The 17,500-nt window shown below is 46.5% G+C and carries 13 protein-coding genes and 1 riboswitch; of the genes, 9 read left to right on the forward strand and 4 right to left on the reverse strand.

Annotated features, from left to right (window positions below):
- Positions 1–5: 5 nt before the first annotated feature.
- The 3 genes from NC238_11390 to NC238_11400 form a co-directional block, all read right to left on the reverse strand.
- The gene (locus NC238_11390; GenBank protein ID MCM1566521.1) at positions 6–923 is read right to left on the reverse strand and encodes a cobalamin-binding protein; all 918 of its coding nucleotides are present in this window, start codon (positions 921–923) and stop codon (positions 6–8) included.
- A gap of 119 nt (positions 924–1,042) precedes the next feature.
- A riboswitch (cobalamin riboswitch) is annotated at positions 1,043–1,227 on the reverse strand.
- Positions 1,217–1,381: a toxin-antitoxin system HicB family antitoxin gene (locus tag NC238_11395; protein ID MCM1566522.1), complete on the reverse strand. Its 165-nt coding sequence runs from the start codon at positions 1,379–1,381 to the stop codon at positions 1,217–1,219. It overlaps the preceding riboswitch by 11 nt.
- 32 nt (positions 1,382–1,413) lie before the next feature.
- Entirely contained in the window at positions 1,414–2,277 is an 864-nt protein-coding gene (locus NC238_11400; protein MCM1566523.1) for an SPFH domain-containing protein, read from the reverse strand.
- Positions 2,278–2,463: 186 nt separating this feature from the next.
- Here NC238_11400 and lonB point away from each other — a divergent pair, with 186 nt between their 5' ends.
- The 8 genes from lonB (at position 2,464) to NC238_11440 (ending at position 12,282) form a co-directional block, all read left to right on the forward strand.
- Positions 2,464–4,209, forward strand: a complete 1,746-nt coding sequence (lonB, locus tag NC238_11405; protein MCM1566524.1) for an ATP-dependent protease LonB — start codon at positions 2,464–2,466, stop codon at positions 4,207–4,209.
- 38 nt (positions 4,210–4,247) lie between these two features.
- A complete protein-coding gene (lon, locus tag NC238_11410) occupies positions 4,248–6,632 on the forward strand; it encodes an endopeptidase La (GenBank protein ID MCM1566525.1) in 2,385 nt (794 codons plus the stop codon).
- Between the two features lie 279 nt (positions 6,633–6,911).
- A complete protein-coding gene (gene yihA / locus NC238_11415) occupies positions 6,912–7,523 on the forward strand; it encodes a ribosome biogenesis GTP-binding protein YihA/YsxC (GenBank protein ID MCM1566526.1) in 612 nt (203 codons plus the stop codon).
- 159 nt (positions 7,524–7,682) lie between these two features.
- Complete coding sequence (locus NC238_11420) at positions 7,683–8,672, forward strand: sodium:calcium antiporter (protein MCM1566527.1); 990 nt, start codon at positions 7,683–7,685, stop codon at positions 8,670–8,672.
- Between the two features lie 117 nt (positions 8,673–8,789).
- Positions 8,790–9,386, forward strand: coding sequence for a hypothetical protein (locus tag NC238_11425; GenBank protein ID MCM1566528.1), 597 nt, complete (start codon positions 8,790–8,792; stop codon positions 9,384–9,386).
- A gap of 215 nt (positions 9,387–9,601) precedes the next feature.
- A complete protein-coding gene (locus NC238_11430; protein MCM1566529.1) occupies positions 9,602–11,131 on the forward strand; it encodes a glycosyltransferase family 39 protein in 1,530 nt (509 codons plus the stop codon).
- 67 nt (positions 11,132–11,198) lie between these two features.
- On the forward strand, positions 11,199–11,930 hold the full coding sequence (locus NC238_11435; GenBank protein ID MCM1566530.1) for a glycosyltransferase: 732 nt from the start codon (positions 11,199–11,201) through the stop codon (positions 11,928–11,930).
- Positions 11,931–11,934: 4 nt separating this feature from the next.
- The gene (locus NC238_11440) at positions 11,935–12,282 is read left to right on the forward strand and encodes an EamA family transporter (GenBank protein MCM1566531.1); all 348 of its coding nucleotides are present in this window, start codon (positions 11,935–11,937) and stop codon (positions 12,280–12,282) included.
- Between the two features lie 129 nt (positions 12,283–12,411).
- Here the strand turns inward: NC238_11440 and NC238_11445 are convergent, their stop codons facing one another.
- A complete protein-coding gene (locus NC238_11445; GenBank protein MCM1566532.1) occupies positions 12,412–14,211 on the reverse strand; it encodes a ribonuclease J in 1,800 nt (599 codons plus the stop codon).
- A 599-nt stretch (positions 14,212–14,810) separates the two neighbouring features.
- Between NC238_11445 and NC238_11450 the strand changes: the two genes are divergently transcribed.
- On the forward strand, positions 14,811–17,486 hold the full coding sequence (locus NC238_11450; GenBank protein MCM1566533.1) for a valine--tRNA ligase: 2,676 nt from the start codon (positions 14,811–14,813) through the stop codon (positions 17,484–17,486).
- Positions 17,487–17,500: the final 14 nt, after the last annotated feature.

Genomic DNA, 17,500 nt, shown 5'->3' on the forward strand with positions numbered 1-17,500 from the left:
TCCGTTTATTTACCGAAAACTTCGGGATGAATCGTTACCGCCATTTGTTCCAGACCCTCGATAACTCTCGGGCCTGCTCTGCTGATCAGGTTGTCATCAATTGCAAATACCCTGTTGTTTTTCACGGCGCTTAAGACTTTATAGCCGGCTCGATTTTGGATATCTGCAGGGGTATGTGCATGGGTATTGATGATATAGTAATCCGGATCGGCTTGAAGCAAATTTTCCATGCTGTAATTATAATACCTTTCCGTGTTGTCGGCAGCAATATTAACACCACCGGCAACTTCAATAATATTATTGACAAAACTGGTTGAACCGGCTGACATCAAAGGATCATCCCAGATTTCAACAAATACGCTTGGTTTGGCCAGGCCTTTGACTTTGGAAGTGATATTTTCTACTCTGGTTCTCATATTTGCATTCAGCGCAGTAGCCTCAGCTTCCTTGCCGGTCAGAGAACCGGCCAATTCAATATTGCTGATGACCTGATCAATCGTATCGGCATCGAGCACAACGACAGTCGTGCCTAGTTCTTCAAGCTTCGTGATAACATCTTCCTGTACGCCGGCGGAGATAAAGACCATATCCGGATCTGCAGCGACAATCATTTCCACATTCGGGTCTTTAAAGCCGCCCATTTTTTCTTTGGTCAGCGCCTGTTCAGGATAGTCGCAGTATTCTGAAACACCAATGATTTCTTGATCAAGTCCAATGGCAAAGAGAATTTCGGTGATAGCAGGGGCTAAAGAAATAATTTTCTGGGGATACTTGTCGATGGTAATCTCTCTGCCCAGCGTGTCCGTAAACATCTTTTCCTGTTGGGCCTGTTGGTTTTTTGTTGAACAGCCTGTGGCCAAGCCAAGGGCCAGGGTAAGGACCATGGTCAGAATCAGCAGTAGTACAAATGGTTTTTTCTTCATAATCATTTCTCCTTTGTTTTGATTCTTTTAAGATAAAACAAAAACAAAAGTCTCTTAATTCTAAGAGACTTTCCCATTCTAAGTCGGCTTAATCATTAAAGGAAGCGTTTTTACCATACATCATCTTCCTAATCCGAGGCAGGTCTCCTGGCTTACGGGTCATTCTCCTTCCGGCCTTCCCGGATCATATCCAGTGGCATTCAGAATTCGTCTCCTCATTCTGAGGCACCTAGGATCAATCATTCATTTCTCATTTCTCTACGCTTACAATATTGCATAGAAGGCCCTTTTTGTCAATCGGATTTTTTTTTAGGAATCCTTCCTGCTTTCCGGACGCTTTCCCGTAAGAGATATTCAATATGAGCGTTGACGCTTCGGAATTCGTCGGACGCCCATTCTTCAATCATGCTGAATAACTTTGGATCGATACGCAGCGGAAAGTTCTTCTTGTCTGCCATTATCCTGCTCCTGCTGACGCCTTTTTTATTTTTTAATACAGAGTGCCGGTATTGAGTACTGGCTGGGCTGAACGGTCAGAGACAATTGCGACCAGCAGGTTGTTGATCATTGCCATCTTGCGTTCGTCGTCGAGTTCAATTGTCCCGCTGTTTTCCAACTGCTGAATAGCCATCTGGGCCATTCCGACAGCACCTTCCACAATTTTCTGACGGGCAGCCAGGATTGCGTTAGCCTGCTGCCTCTGAAGCATGGCGCTCGCAATCTCGGTGGCATAGGCCAGGTGGGTTAGGCGTGCTTCAATTACTTCCACGCCGGCAAGTGTCAGGCGCTCCTGAAGTTCCTTCGCAATTTCTTCGGCTACTTCCTCGGTGTTGCCCCTTAAGGAAACATCACCTTCTTCATAATTGTCATAAGGATATTTGGTTGCAACATGACGCAGCGCTGTCTCACTTTGGATTTCTACAAACTGTTCATAATTGTCTACATCAAATACAGCTTTAGCCGAGTCCACCACTTTGATCACGACAACTGCAGCAATTTCAATCGGATTGCCGTCGACATCATTGACTTTCAAACGTTCGCTGTTGAAGTTGCGGACTTTCAGGGAAATCTTTTTCGCGGCAACGAACGGAACCGTCAGCCAGATACCGGGTTCGCGGATACTGCCGATATAGCTGCCGAAAAATGTCAGTACTTTGGCTTGATTCGGCTGGATAACCTGGATGCCGGTTGAGACAATCAGTGCCAGAAGAAGCAGAACCACTGCTAGTACGATATTCGTGAATCCTGTTTCTTGAACTGAGGCAACAATATTAAATGTTGCAGCAGCCAAAAGGGCTAAAAAAATGAGAATGCCCAGGAACCCGTTAACTTTCCATGCTTTTTTTTCAATCATAGCTATCATCCTTTCTTTGTGAAAAACCAGTTTAAATCAAACTGGATCAAACATTTAATTGATATAATAATGATATCATTCTAATATAATTAATGCAACGATTTTTGCGGGTGACTTTCGCAATATGTTTTGAATCTTCTGATCTGGTAAATACTACATAGAGAGTGTTGAGCAGGAGGTACTGGAATGGAAGGTTTGGGGTTTGGGTCACTACTGGCAATGATTCAGTTGGCTTTTGTATTGGTTGTTGGAATTTATTTCTGGACGATGTTAAGGCAGCAGTACTCGACGAGATCTGCTGTGGAGAAGGAGTCCGTGAAACAAAAAGAAAAGCTGCAAAGAATGCGTAAAATATCTTTGACGATCCCGCTGTCGGAAAAGACCAGACCGGAAGTCTTTGCGGAAATCATTGGACAAAAAGAAGGTGTGAAAGCACTTCGGGCTGCTTTATGTGGGCCGAATCCTCAGCATGTTCTACTGTACGGGCCTCCGGGTGTCGGCAAAACAGCCGCGGCCAGGCTTGTCCTTCAAGAAGCTATGAAAAATCCGCTCTCGCCGTTTAAAAGTGAGGCAAAATTTGTTGAAATTGACGGTACGACGGCCAGATTCGATGAGAGAGGGATCGCTGATCCGCTGATCGGTTCTGTCCATGATCCAATTTATCAGGGAGCTGGCGCCATGGGGATGGCGGGAATACCGCAGCCTAAGATGGGTGCAGTCACCAAAGCCCACGGTGGGATTCTTTTTATTGATGAAATTGGTGAACTTCACACTATCCAAATTAATAAACTGCTTAAAGTAATGGAGGACCGCAAGGTTATTTTGGAAAGCTCGTACTACAGCTCTGAGGACAGCAATGTCCCTGAGCACATCCACGATATTTTCCAAAACGGCTTGCCGGCAGATTTTAGAATGATCGGTGCGACGACCAGAAGACCGGAGGAAATACCGGCGGCAGTACGCTCACGCTGTATGGAAATTTTCTTCAGGGCGCTTCAGCCGGAAGAAATTGCAGTCATCGCCAAAAATGCTGCCGAAAAAATTGATATTGAGATCACAGACGGAGCATTGGAAGTTCTTAAAAAATATGCCACGAACGGCAGAGAAGCTGTCAATATCGTACAGCTGGCAGCTGGAGTCGTTCAAAATGAAGGCCATCGCTGTATCGATGAGGAGGATATCGAATGGGTGGTTATGACCGGACAATACACGCCAAGACCTGAGAAAAAAATTCCTCCTTTCCCCCAGATTGGATTGGTCAACGGCTTAGCAATCTACGGAGCAAACCTTGGCATGCTCCTGGAAATAGAGGTCACAGCCTACCCGGTAAGGAACCGTAAGGGGGAGCTCTATGTAACCGGAATTGTTGAAGAGGAAGAATCAGGCTATGAAGGTAAAAAAACGCGCCGGAAAAGCATGGCGCGCTCCTCGCTGGAAAATGTTCTGACCGTGCTTTGCCGGGAGCATAAGATTGAACCGCGTCATTACGATATCCATGTCAATTTCCCCGGGGGAGTTCCAATGGATGGTCCATCTGCAGGTACGGCTATGGCGACAGCGGTATATTCGGCAATTAAGAAATGCAAGGTGGACAATACCGTAGCTATGACCGGGGAGTTATCGATCAGGGGAAGAGTAAAACCGGTTGGCGGGATCAGTGCCAAAATTGAGGCAGCCGTCCAGTCAGGGTGTAAAAAAGTATTTATTCCGCAGGAAAACTGGCAGGCCAGGTTTGCTCACTGGGAAAAGGACATCCAGATCATTCCGGTGGAAACGCTTGATGAGATATTGAATGCAGTACTGCAACCTGTTCTGCCAGCCGCCGACATGATTGAAGTGGATTTGTCGGAAAAGGAGGTGTCGCTGAATAAAGTGCTGAAAAGGATAAAAATTCCATCCGGCAATTTGCATGAACAAGGTAAACCGTGTTAAAATATAGCACTGGCAAGTCTTTTGAGGGGAGATAAATTATGCAAGAAAGAGAGATACCGATCCTTCCGCTTAGAGGAATCCTTGTCTTTCCCTATATGGTGATTCACCTTGATGTTGGCAGGGAAAGATCCATGGCAGCCATTGAGGAAGCAATGCTCTTGGATCGCCAGATTCTTCTACTATCGCAAAAGGAAATGGAAATAGACAGTCCGACGATTGATGATCTGTATACAGTTGGCACAATTGTCGATATTAAACAGCTTTTGAGACTTCCCGGCGGGACAATGCGCGTTCTCGTCGAGGGGATCTGCCGTGCCGAGGTCAAAGAATTTTTGGCGGAAGATCCTTTCTTTAAAGCGCAGGTAGAAAGATTCTCCGGTAATGAGCGTATGACCCCCGAATTGGAGAATATGACCAGAAGTCTGACCCACCAGTTTGAGGAATATGCGCGTCTCAGCAAAAAAGTATCCCCCGAAGCGATTGGATCGGTGCTTGCTGTAAAAGAGCCCGGTCGGATGGCTGATTTGGTGGCTTCCCACCTGAATTTAAAGATAGAGGATAAACAGGTGGTTCTTGGCGCGATTGATGTAAGCGAACGTCTGGAAAAGCTCACCGAACTGATCATGCGTGAAATCGAGATTCTCGAGCTGGAAAGACGCATTGGGCTCAGGGTCCGAAAACAGATGGAAAAGGCCCAGAAAGAATATTACCTGCGGGAGCAGATTAAAGCGATCCAGAAAGAACTGGGCGACAAGGATGAAAAACAGGCTGAAATTGAAGAATATAAAGAGAAGATCGAAAAGGCGAGTCTGACGGATGAGGCCAGGGAAAAGGCCTTGAAAGAACTGGACCGCCTCGAAAAAATGGCTGCAGCTTCCGCTGAAGGAACCGTTGTCCGGACGTATATTGACTGGATCATCGCACTCCCCTGGAATAAGGCGAGCAGGGACAAAGGGGATATGCATAAGGCTGAAAAAATATTGGAAGAAGACCACTATGGTCTGGAGAAAGTCAAGGAGCGGATCCTGGAGTATCTTTCTATCCGTAAACTCACGCCAAATATGCGCAGCCCGATACTTTGCTTTATCGGACCGCCCGGAGTAGGTAAAACCTCACTCGCGAAATCCATTGCGAGGTCTCTGGACCGCAAGTTCGTCAGAATGTCCTTGGGCGGCGTTCGCGATGAGGCGGAGATCAGAGGTCACCGCCGGACGTATATCGGCGCATTACCTGGCAGGGTGATCCAGGGGATACGCAAGGCGGAAACGAAAAATCCGGTCTTCCTATTTGATGAAATTGATAAAATGTCTTCAGACTTTCGCGGGGATCCTGCTTCTGCCATGCTTGAAGTGCTTGATCCGGAGCAGAACCATTCCTATGCGGATCACTATCTGGAGGTTCCATTTGATCTTTCCAAAGTGCTGTTTATCATGACAGCCAACTATATCGAAAATATTCCGCGTCCGCTTCTGGACAGGATGGAAGTCATTCATTTAAGCGGCTATACCGAAGATGAAAAAGTCAATATTGCGGTTCGGCACCTCGTACCGAAACAGATGAAAGTGCATGGGTTGAAAGAGATTGTTGTCCGGCTGGATAGCGCCTGCGTCCTGAAGATTGTCCGGGGTTATACCAGGGAATCCGGAGTCAGGAATTTGGAACGCGAAATTGCTAATGTGTTGCGTAAAGTAGCGGTCCGTGTCGTGAAAAAGGAATGGGAGCCGAGGACGCTGACACCGGAAGATATTGAAACCCTGCTCGGAGCTCCCCGCTATTTTTACCGAACAGTGGGCTTCGAACCGGAGATCGGCGCTGCCGTCGGCCTGGCTTATACTGAAGTCGGAGGAGATGTACTGACCATTGAAGCTACGCCTCTGGCAGGCAAAGGAAGACTGACGCTGACTGGAAAACTCGGCGATGTGATGAAAGAATCGGCACAGGCAGGATTGACATTTGTCCGTTCCCAGGCTGAGAGCTTGGGGATTAGCAAGGATTTTTACGATCAGCTTGATTTGCACATTCATGTGCCGGAGGGAGCTGTACCGAAGGACGGACCGTCCGCCGGCATCACGATGGCGACGGCAATGGCTTCGGCGCTTTCTTCCAGAGCTGTCCGTCAGGATGTTGCGATGACTGGAGAGATCACCCTACGCGGCAATGTGCTGCCGATTGGCGGACTGAAGGAAAAGGTGCTGGCCGCACACAGGGCGGGTATCAAAACGATTATTCTTCCCGAAAAGAACCTGAAGGACCTGGAAGAAATTCCGGAAGAAATCAGGAAAGAACTGGAATTCCGTTTTGTCAAACGAATGGAGGAAGTTCTGGATATAGCCCTTCTTCCGGTTTCTAAATCACAAGAATTCCTGCCGCAGCTGCCGGTCTATAACACGGATTTTACGCAGCCTGAAAGCAGGCCGCTGTAAGCAGCTCAAATAATCTGCTGCTAAACAGGTTTCAGTCTTATATACCGGCAGACGGGAGACAGAGGGGCGTTTTAGTATCTTGTTTCAGAGGAAACAAAGAAAACGTCCCTCTGTGTTTTCCTTTGTTTTCTAACTCCTTAGTCGGTCTCCCGATGTATTTGTCTCCCTTGGATTAATCCCGATTTTGGAGTACAATATTAGCTGTTGATGTTTTAGGACATCGTTGGGACATAACATAGTTGGGATATTGTACTCACGATGTTCCGTTGAGGTGATAGTGTGATTTTTCGTAAAGCTGAATTTATGATTTCGGCAGTGAAGCCGCAGCAGTATCCTGAGGGAACAAAGCCGGAGCTGGCTGTCTCAGGCCGTTCCAATGTAGGAAAGTCTTCTTTGATCAATAAACTTGTCAATCGAAAGGCACTGGCCAAGGTCGGCAAAACGCCCGGCAAAACGCAGACGATCAATTTTTTTAATATTAATGATGAATGGTATCTTGTTGATTTACCGGGTTATGGCTATGCAAAAGTGCCTCAGGAGACCCGAATGCAGTGGGGGAAGATGATGCAGACGTACTTTCGTCTGCGTGAAAATTTGAAAGGCGTCATTCAACTGGTTGATATCCGCCATCAGCCGACCGAGGAAGACAGGCTGATGATGGAAATGCTTAAGGTCAACAACATACCTGTTCTGGTGGTAGCGACAAAAGCAGATAAGATTGCGAGGGGACAACGACCCAAATATCTCAAAATCATTGCGGAATCTTTCAAAATGTCGGACTGGAAGACGATTATTCCTTTTTCTTCAGAGGACGGTACCGGCCTTCAGGAATTGAATCAGGCCATGGATGATATTATTTTTCCCGATACGGAAGACAAGCCCGGAGAGTGATCCGGAAGAATAATTGATGAAGAAGAGCAATAGATTTTGAAGAGTAATGCAAAATAAAACATAGAATAATTTAAGAATTATATGGAAAATAATAACATTAATAGCTTTGAAGTAATAGTTTAAGAAAAATAGTTTATTGAGCTAAACGGGAGAGAAAAAATGATCGATATAATTTTTTTGGTTGTCAGTCTGGGTATTATTCTTCTCGGTGCAGAAGTGTTTACAAACGGAATAGAGTGGCTTGGCAGGAAGCTCAATCTGGGTGAAGGGGCTGTTGGTAGTATCTTTGCCGCGGTAGGAACCGCTTTGCCTGAAACATTGATTCCAATTCTCGCGATTCTAACCTCCAGTGGTGCAAGCGGGCACGACATTGGAATAGGGGCAATTTTAGGAGCGCCGTTTATGCTTGGAACACTTGCTTTTTTCGTCACAGGGATTGCTGTGCTGATTTTCCGAAGAACAAACAGACCGATGTATATTCATCCGGAAGTCATTGAGCGGGATCTAAAGTTCTTTCTGATTGTCTATTTACTCGCAATCGTTGCTTCTTTTTTACCGACACACTCTTTGAAAATGCTGATCGTGATTGTTCTTGTGGGGGCTTATTGTGCCTATGTTTACCGGACAATTAAATCAAGCCATGGTGAAGCGAATTTAGAAGAGGAACTTCCCGTGTGCTACTTTTCCCGCAGGGGGGAGCCTAGACTGATTGTCATATTTGTTCAGATCATAGCTGCGCTTGCAATTATCATTGCGGGCGCGGAACTGTTCATTAATTCTGTTCAGGCTGTATCGACGGCTGCCGGAGTCCCTGTGTTCATCCTGGCAATAATTATTACGCCGATTGCAACTGAACTGCCGGAGAAATTCAACAGTGTTCTCTGGGTGCGTCGTGGTAAAGACACATTGGCCATGGGAAATATCACCGGAGCAATGGTCTTCCAGAGCTCGGTCATTCCGGCAATTGGCATTTCGCTGACCTCCTGGGTTCTGGAACCGCTGGCGCTGGTCAGTGCGCTGCTTGCCCTAGCCTCCGCATCCCTTCAGTATTTCATCATCGTCAAAACAAAAACCCTCTATCCTGCAATCCTGATGATTGGCGGGGTATTCTATGCGGTCTTCTTATTCCTTTCCCTAAAAGCGATTTAATTCCGAGCGGAAGATATCACAGAAAAAAATAGACAAATGTTCCCAAAACTATGAATAAAGGTTATCCCGGTTTTAATATATTATAATAGGATAATATATGAAACCGGGTGATTTTTTATGGGAACAAGCATTCTAAAAGGCATTACCATAGGTCTGCTCGTCACGGTTCTGACCCTCCTGGCTGTACTGGTCACAACGCTGGCTGGAATTGATGAAAAGATCATCGCCTATCTTGTGGATTTTGGTCTTTTGCTGAGTTGCCTGGTAGCCGGTTTTCGAGCCAGTAGAGACTCCGGCCGGCTGCTTCCTGCAGGACTGGCTGCCGGGGGATATGCTGTGGTTGGCATACTGCTTTTGGCTCTTTATTTTCCGATTGAAAGCCTTGGCGCCGTCAAAATCATTTCCGAGGGAATAGGTCTTGGATTGCTGGCAGGGGTGCTCGGTACAGGTTTTCTTGGTTCCGAGCCTGTCTCTTATGAACGGCTAAACAGTATATCGCATCCAAACAGTCTGCGGCCATCTAAATGGCCGTTAGAGGAAGACCGGAAATCCACAACTGAGATTCGGAGAAATTCCAGTTGGTACGGTGAAGACCCGAATGCGGAAAGGGCCCGGATCTACGAACTGTGCAGCAAAGAACCGGAACTCACGGAGGAAGAAGAAGCTTTCAACTGGTGGGAAGTCGAAACCAAGAGGCAGCTTCGGCGACGGTAACTATACAATCCAAAAGCGTTGACTTCATTTAAGCTTCTTTTCCACTTGCATTGTTTCAGAGTGAACGAGCAAGAGGGAAGAGGTTTTTTTCTCATTGAAAAGAGTTTTAGTATAGGTAATCCATATACAGGAAAAGCTAAGCCGAATGATGAGTGCCGCGGCGGACAGAGTAAGAAATGAAAGCAATTGGATAGCTGAAAACAGGGGTGCCGATGATGACGAAAAGAGAAAAAACTATCCTATTTTTCTTATTGACTTTTATTCTTCTGCTCAGGCTCTATCACATGAATGTCGGTCCTGTTGAAATTGAGGAGAGCTGGCGGCAGGCTGACACAGCATCAATCGCCAGGAATTTTGCGGGTTATGACTTTCATCCGTTTCATCCCAATTTGAACTACGACGGGACGTTTCCAAATATTCCGGCATTGGAAATTCAAGTTACGACTTATCTGATTGCGATCCTGTACAAAGTATTCGGCTATCATTATTTTCTGGCAAGGGCTGTTCCGATTGCTTTTTTTTTGATCTCAGCCCTATATCTGTATCTGCTGGCACGCCTGTATCTGGGGTGGAACGGAGCAGCTTACAGTCTTCTGATTTATGGAATCCTTCCGATTAATCTGTATTATTCCCGGGCGATTATGCCGGAGTCCGCAGCCCTGATGTTCTGGATCGGAGGATTTTACTATTTTAACCGATGGATTATCAAGCAAAACAATAGCAGGGATTGTCAAAGAAACAATCACAGGAATCATGGGAATAACGGCAATCATAGGAATGATGATGTAAATGATCGCGATTATGGCGATCTGCGAAGCAAATACGGTTTGCTTATTTTGAGCTCGTTTTTTTTAGCTTTGGCAATCATGACCAAACCGCCTGTGATTTTTATTGGAATCCCCATGATGTATCTCTGTTTTAAGTATTATGGGCAGAAATGGCTGAAAATGCGTGTTTTTTGGATATACGGCTTCATTACGGCAGCGTTTCCAGCCTGCTATTACTATTTCAGTACTGCCGCTGCGGAGTATAAATTTACACTGGGCATTACCCGTAATATTATTTTTAAGCAGGCGGTTACCGCCTTTTACAGTCCGGAAGCACTTGACTTTTTCACGGTAAATTTGCCGAGGGCCCTTGGCATAAGCGGGCTGCTTCTTTGCCTTGCAGGGATATTTTTTCTGCAGGAAAAGCAAAAAGTATTTCTGGTTTGGTTTATCGCTATGATTTTGGAGGCAATCTTGATTGTAAGCGAGATCCGGGCATTTTATTACCTGATATTTTTGATGGTGCCGTGCTGTTTGCTGGCCGGTAATCTTTTGGCCAGGGCGGCTTCGGGTCCAGTGGGAAAAATTGCAGGAGTGGTATTGGTGCTGCTCCTAATGAAGGAAAGTTATGATCTGGTCAAACCGATGTTCACCATCAATACGGTGATGGCGCAACAAGTAAATGTAGTAAAGCAGCTGACGGATCAGGACGATCTCCTTGTGGTCGGTTCTCTGGATCCGTGTCTGCTGGACTTAACGGACAGAAGGGGCTGGCGGTACAATCTTAGGCTGTATGCTGCAACACCCAAAGATCCTATTCAGGAACTGGACGATTATATTGCAAGAGGAGCCAAATATTTTGTGCCAATTCAGGGGAAAATATATGGGGATCAGGATGAGAGGCTGTTGAGCTATATCGAAGGAGAATATCCGAAGATCGAGGTCGTACAGGGTTACCCGATTTATGTACTAAAGTGAGCGGTGACAGCTTATCCGCAAACTTACGTTTATCTTTTGGAAATACTGCCTGGAGGAGGCGAGTGATATGAAGGTCCTGATTGGCTTGCCCGCCTATAATGAAGCAGCCGGGATTATTCATTTATTCAACAGCATTGCATCCTACCGAGAGGTCAGCCGGTATAATATTCAGGTCCTGCTGGTGGATGACGGCAGCAGCGACAATACTGCAAAAATTGTAAGCACTTACGCCCAGGATCATGGTTATGTAACACTGGTCAGGCACCACGGAAACAAGGGCCTCGGAGAAGCCGTCAAAACAATTTTGCGTTATGCACTGGAAAACCTGAAGGATGACGATGTCCTGGTTACCATGGATGCCGACAATACCCACAGCCCTTTGCTGATTGAGAGCATGATTGAAACGCTGAATAGTCGGGATCTTGACTTGGTTGTGGCCTCCAGATTTACTTCGGGAGGATATGAAATTGGGCTGAAAGTCTTGCGAAAGTTATTCAGCCGGGGTGCCAGGTATTTCTTCAAATTGTTTTTCCGCATCAGAAACCTTAATGATTACTCATCTGGTTACAGGGCATACCGGGTGAGAATAATCAGAAAGGCACAGGAACGCTGGAAAGAACTGATTACAACCAACGGATTTGACTGCATGGCTGAGATCGCTGCTAAATTCAGCAGGATGGGGGTTAAAGCCGGGGAGGTACCGCTTATTCTTCATTATCAACAGAAAGAAGGGGCCAGCAAAATGCAGGTGTCAAAGACAATTAGAGGTTACTTTGCGCTGCTGGCTAAGGTGAGATAAACGAATGATTTATTTGCTGGCCTTGATTTCCATTGCACTGGGATCGACCGGGCAGTTCGTTCTTAAGCTGGCGGCAGGGGAACTTCGGCCGGACAGCGGAATCTGGAATCTTGTTTATTCGATGATCAGCCTGAAGATGGTCTTTGCTGTAAGCTGTTTTGTTTTCAGCATGCTGATGTGGATATTTGTCCTGAGAAAGCTGGAGCTCAGTATTGCTTATCCGATGGTCAGTCTGGGCTATATCCTGGTGATGCTGCTTTCCTTTTTCTTTCTTCAGGAACAGGTTTCAGCCGCCAAGGTCGGCGGGACTTTATTGATTGTGGCAGGGGTCATCGTACTAAACATGAAGTAATGTCCTGCTTTAAGAATTTCTGATAAAAAGATTACCTGAGTCCGTTCAACGGACTCAGGTAATCTTTTTATTGTCTGATGTGTTAAATCTATTCGTTTTCTAAAATGTTTTTAATATTTTAAAGGAATATCATGTCGGGGACTGAATTTTAGGCTTCATTGTTCTTTTCGGACTCGCTTTTACGGCCATTTCCTTGTAGTTGGGCGGTTTGTTGGTTGCTTCTCTGGCAGCAGTGTCTTTCTTGTTTGCGTCCTTGATTGCTTCGCTGTTTACTTCCTGAATGATGACCAGAATCATTGGACGTCTGCCGGTTCTTTGATAGAGGTGTTTTCCGACGATATCTTTGACCTTGTTTTTGATTGGCGCCCATTGGTTGATACCCTTTTGCTGGCATTCCTGCATAGCCTCTCGGATCAGGCACCTGACTTCGCTGATAATTTCTTCCGACTCCCGCACATAAATAAACCCGCGGGTCACGACATCAGGTCCTGCAACCAATGCACCGGTCGGACGGCTGACAGTCAGAACAGCAATCAATATCCCATCCTGCGATAACTGTTTACGGTCACGCAGTACAATATTGCCGACATCACCAATCCCGAAACCATCGATCAGAACTCTGCCTGCTGGAATACTTTCGGCCATTTTAGCGCCCTCGTCTGTAAATTCCAGAACACTGCCGTTTTCGGCAATAAAGATATTTTCTTTAGGGATGCCGACCTGCTGCGCGAGTTCAGCGTGCTTGACAAGCATGCGGTACTCACCATGTACAGGAAGGAAGTATTTCGGTTTCACCATGCTGAACATTAGTTTAAGTTCTTCTTCGCTGGCATGCCCCGAAACGTGCATTCCTGAAATCGGCTCATAGATGACATGCGCACCGAGTTTGAGCAGTTGGTCGATATTGCGGGAAATGGCTTTCTCATTACCGGGAATCGCGCTGGCCGAAATGATGACCGTGTCGTTCTCACTGATTGAGATCTGGCGGTGGTCGCCACTGGCTATTCTGCTTAAGGCTGACATCGGTTCCCCCTGGCTGCCTGTAGTCAGGATGCAGAGCTGGTTGCCGGGATAATCCATTGCCTTGTCTACCTCAATCAGGGTTCCCTCCGGCATATCAAGATAACCCAGATCCATCGCAATATTAATGACATTGACCATGCTTCGTCCGATTGCAGCAACTTTGCGTTGGCATTTGACGGCAGCGGAAATCGCCTGCTGCAGCCTGTTGATATTTGAAGCAAAACTAGCAAAGATAATCCGTCCTTCGGCGTGGAAAAAGGCTTCATCAATATTTTGGCCGACAGACCGCTCGGACATGGTAAAGCCGGGACGGTCGACATTCGTGCTATCCGACATCAGGCACAGAACGCCGTGTTCCCCTAGTTCGGTAAATTTGTGTATATCCAGGACATCGCCGCTGACAGGCGTATGGTCGAGCTTAAAGTCTCCGGTATGGACAATGGTACCGATCGGTGTATGGATGGCCAGGCCGACAGAGCCCGGAATACTGTGGCTGATGTTGATGAATTCAACCCGGAAAGCGCCGAGCCGGACCGTGTCATTCGGATGAATGACATTGAGTGTCGCTTTCGTAATATTTGCTTCCTTCAGTTTGGACTGAATCAGGCCAATTGTAAGGCGTGTCCCATAAACAGGGACATTAAGATCCTTCAATAGATAAGGGAGAGCCCCAATATGATCTTCATGGCCATGGGTAATGAGTATCCCTGCAACCATTGCCTGGTTTTCAACCAAATACGTATAGTCCGGAATCACGATGTCAATACCTAAGAGGTCTTCATTCGGAAATGTCAGACCTGCATCAACCAGGATAATTTTATTATTATACCGGATGACGGTCATGTTCTTGCCAATTTCCCCGAGACCTCCGAGGGGAATAATTTGCAGTTTGTTCTCTTTTGTCAAAAACTTTTACCTCCATATTTTGTGTTGTGTCAAACAAGCAGAAAACAAGCCAAAATACGGTTAAACCCAAACGCCCCGGTGTTTAAGCATATTTCAGTAATTTTTTATTAGCCGTTCTGAGGCACATTAATTATTATTATATCACGTATTTGTGTTTTTAAACAAACATTGCCTGGGAAACCTTTCAGCTAATACGAATTTGAATGGGATCCTTTCGCTTAAAACCTTTTGACTTTTTTTTACTGCCTCAGTATAATAAAGAAAACTTGGCTGGTGCCAAGTCTTTGGCGGTCGCTTCTTGCCATCCTTGGCATCGCGACACTAAGCCATCCGTGGCTGTCGGCAGCATTAGCTGCACTTAGATGTAACAGAAAGTATGTATACATTCTGTCATACTAAAGAAAACTTGGCTGCCACCAAGCCTTTTGTTGTTAGCGGCAGTATAGAATTTAGAGTGGAATTGGCAGAGGGGCTGAAAGATTTCCCGATTCATTGCCGGCTGGAACTGTACAATCGTATAATATTCCGGTATGAAGTATTTATGTGAGTCTTTCGTCCTTTGGGCCGGAAGATTTTTTTGGTTCGAAAGGAGCCTTTTTATGAGTGAGGATCAACAGATGGCCAAAATATATGATCCTGGCCAGGTAGAGGAAAAATGGTATCAGTATTGGGAACAGAACGGATTTTTTACGCCAAAAGTTGAACCGGAGCAGAAACCTTTCAGCATTGTGATGCCGCCGCCGAACGTAACCGGGTCTTTGCATCTCGGACACGCGATGGATAACACGCTGCAGGATATTCTGGCCCGTTATAAAAGAATGCAGGGATATAATACGTTATGGCTTCCCGGGACAGACCACGCGGGCATTGCCACCCAGGCCAAAGTTGAGGAACAGTTGGCCAAAGAAGGAACGAACAGACACGAACTTGGAAGAGAAAAATTTCTGGAAAGAGTCTGGGCCTGGAAGGAACAGTATGGTGGTACAATTACCCGTCAGCTGCGCAAACTAGGTGCTTCCTGTGATTGGTCACGGGAACGGTTTACCATGGACGAAGGATGTTCCAAGGCTGTAAGAGAAGTCTTTGTCAACCTTTACAACAAAGGCCTGATTTATAGAGGGAACTATATTGTTAACTGGTGCTCCAAGTGCCATACGACCATTTCGGATATTGAAGTCGAGCATAATGAACGGGAAGGAAACCTGTGGCATATTCGTTATCCGGCAGCGGATGGCGGGGAAGGCGTTGTTGTGGCGACGACCCGTCCGGAAACGATGCTCGGAGACGTGGCGGTTGCCGTCCACCCTGAGGATGAACGGTACCGGCATCTTGCAGGAAAGAATGTAATCCTTCCTTTAGTGAAAAGAAAGATTCCGGTGATTACCGATGAATATGTCGAGAAGGAATTTGGCACCGGCGCGGTCAAAATTACGCCTGCGCATGACCCAAATGACTTTGAGATGGGGCTCCGCCATAATCTGGAGCAGATTAATATCATGAACAGCGATGCCACCATCAACGAAAATGGCGGCAAATACCAGGGACTGGATCGATACGAAGCACGCCGCCGGATTGTCAAAGATCTGGAAGAGCTTGGCCTTTTGGTTAAGATAGAACCGCATACCCATGCAGTGGGGGAGTGTTACCGCTGTTCCACAGTGGTTGAGCCCCGGGTTAGCAGGCAGTGGTTTGTCAAAATGAAGCCTTTAGCTGAACCGGCAATCAAAGTCGTGCAGGATGGCGATCTACAGTTTGTGCCCGACCGTTTTGCCAGGATCTATACAGGCTGGCTGGAAAATATCCGGGATTGGTGTATATCGCGGCAGCTCTGGTGGGGTCATCGTATTCCGGTTTGGTATTGTCAGGATTGCGGAGCTGAAGTTTGCGTGAAAGAGGATCCGGCGGCATGTCCGAAATGCGGAAGCCATCACCTGCAGCAGGATCCCGATGTTCTGGATACGTGGTTTTCTTCAGCACTCTGGCCATTCTCAACCATGGGATGGCCCGAAAATACCGCTGAACTGAAACAGTTTTATCCGACGAGTGTTCTGGTTACCGGCAGGGATATTATTTTCTTCTGGGTAGCCCGGATGATTTTTATGGGACTGGAATTCCGGGAAGATGTTCCGTTCCACAAGGTGATGATTCACGGGTTGATTCTTGACCCGCAGGGGCGCAAGATGAGCAAATCACTTGGCAACGGTGTCGATCCGATCGAAGTCATTAATCAATATGGCGCGGACACCCTGAGGTTTATGCTGATCACCGGCAACACACCGGGTAATGATCTGAGATTCCATTTTGAAAAATTAGAGTCCACCAGAAACTTTTTGAATAAAATCTGGAATGCCTCCCGTTTTGTGCTGATGAATCTGGAGGACTACCAATCGGAAGCTAAGGAACAGCCTGCCGGACCGTACGCTGCTGAGCTTACCCTGGCAGACAAATGGATCCTGTCACGCTATGAAGATACGGTTCAGAATGTCACGGCCGCTTTAGAGCGCTTTGACCTTGGGGAAGCCGGCAGACTACTCTATGAATTTATCTGGAATGAATATTGTGACTGGTACATCGAGCTGACTAAAAAACGACTTTATATGAAAGAAAACCAGTCTGAACGCCAGACCGCCCAGCGCATTCTCTTTGAAGTGCTGGAAGGTACAATGAGACTGATTCACCCGTTTATGCCGTTCTTAACTGAGGAGATCTGGCAGCATCTGCCCATCAAAGGAAAGACGATTATGCTCAGCTCCTGGCCGCAGGTTGAAGGATATCGCAACGAGCAGGTTGAAAAAGATATGAATGTCCTGATGGATATTATCCGGGCAGTGCGCAATATCCGGGCGGAGATGGGTGTCGCTCCGGGCCGCAGGGCAGATATCCTGCTCGTAGCTCCCGAAAAAGATATGCTCTCGGTTCTACAAAGCGGTCTTGCGGATATCCGGCAGCTTGCAGTTGCGGAAAACATCACAATTTTACAGCAGATGGAGAATAAGCCGCCGCAGTCTGCCAGTACGGTTCTTACTGGTGTTACCGTTTATATACCACTGAAAGGGCTGCTTGATTTGGACAAAGAAGTGGCCAAGGTCCGCAAGGAAATCGAAAATATGATCAAGGAACAGAAAAGGCTGGAAGACAAGCTCGGCAACCCAGGGTTTACCTCGAAAGCGCCGGAAGAGGTTGTTCAAAAGGAAAAAGAGAAACTGGATGATATCATGGTCAGAATGCGTTCTCTAAAACTCAGATTATCCGATTTAAGCGAAGAGCTTGAATAAATCTGCAAAGGATT

Origin of the sequence: Dehalobacter sp., from assembly GCA_023667845.1 — a bacterium.
Lineage (GTDB): Bacteria > Bacillota > Desulfitobacteriia > Desulfitobacteriales > Syntrophobotulaceae > Dehalobacter.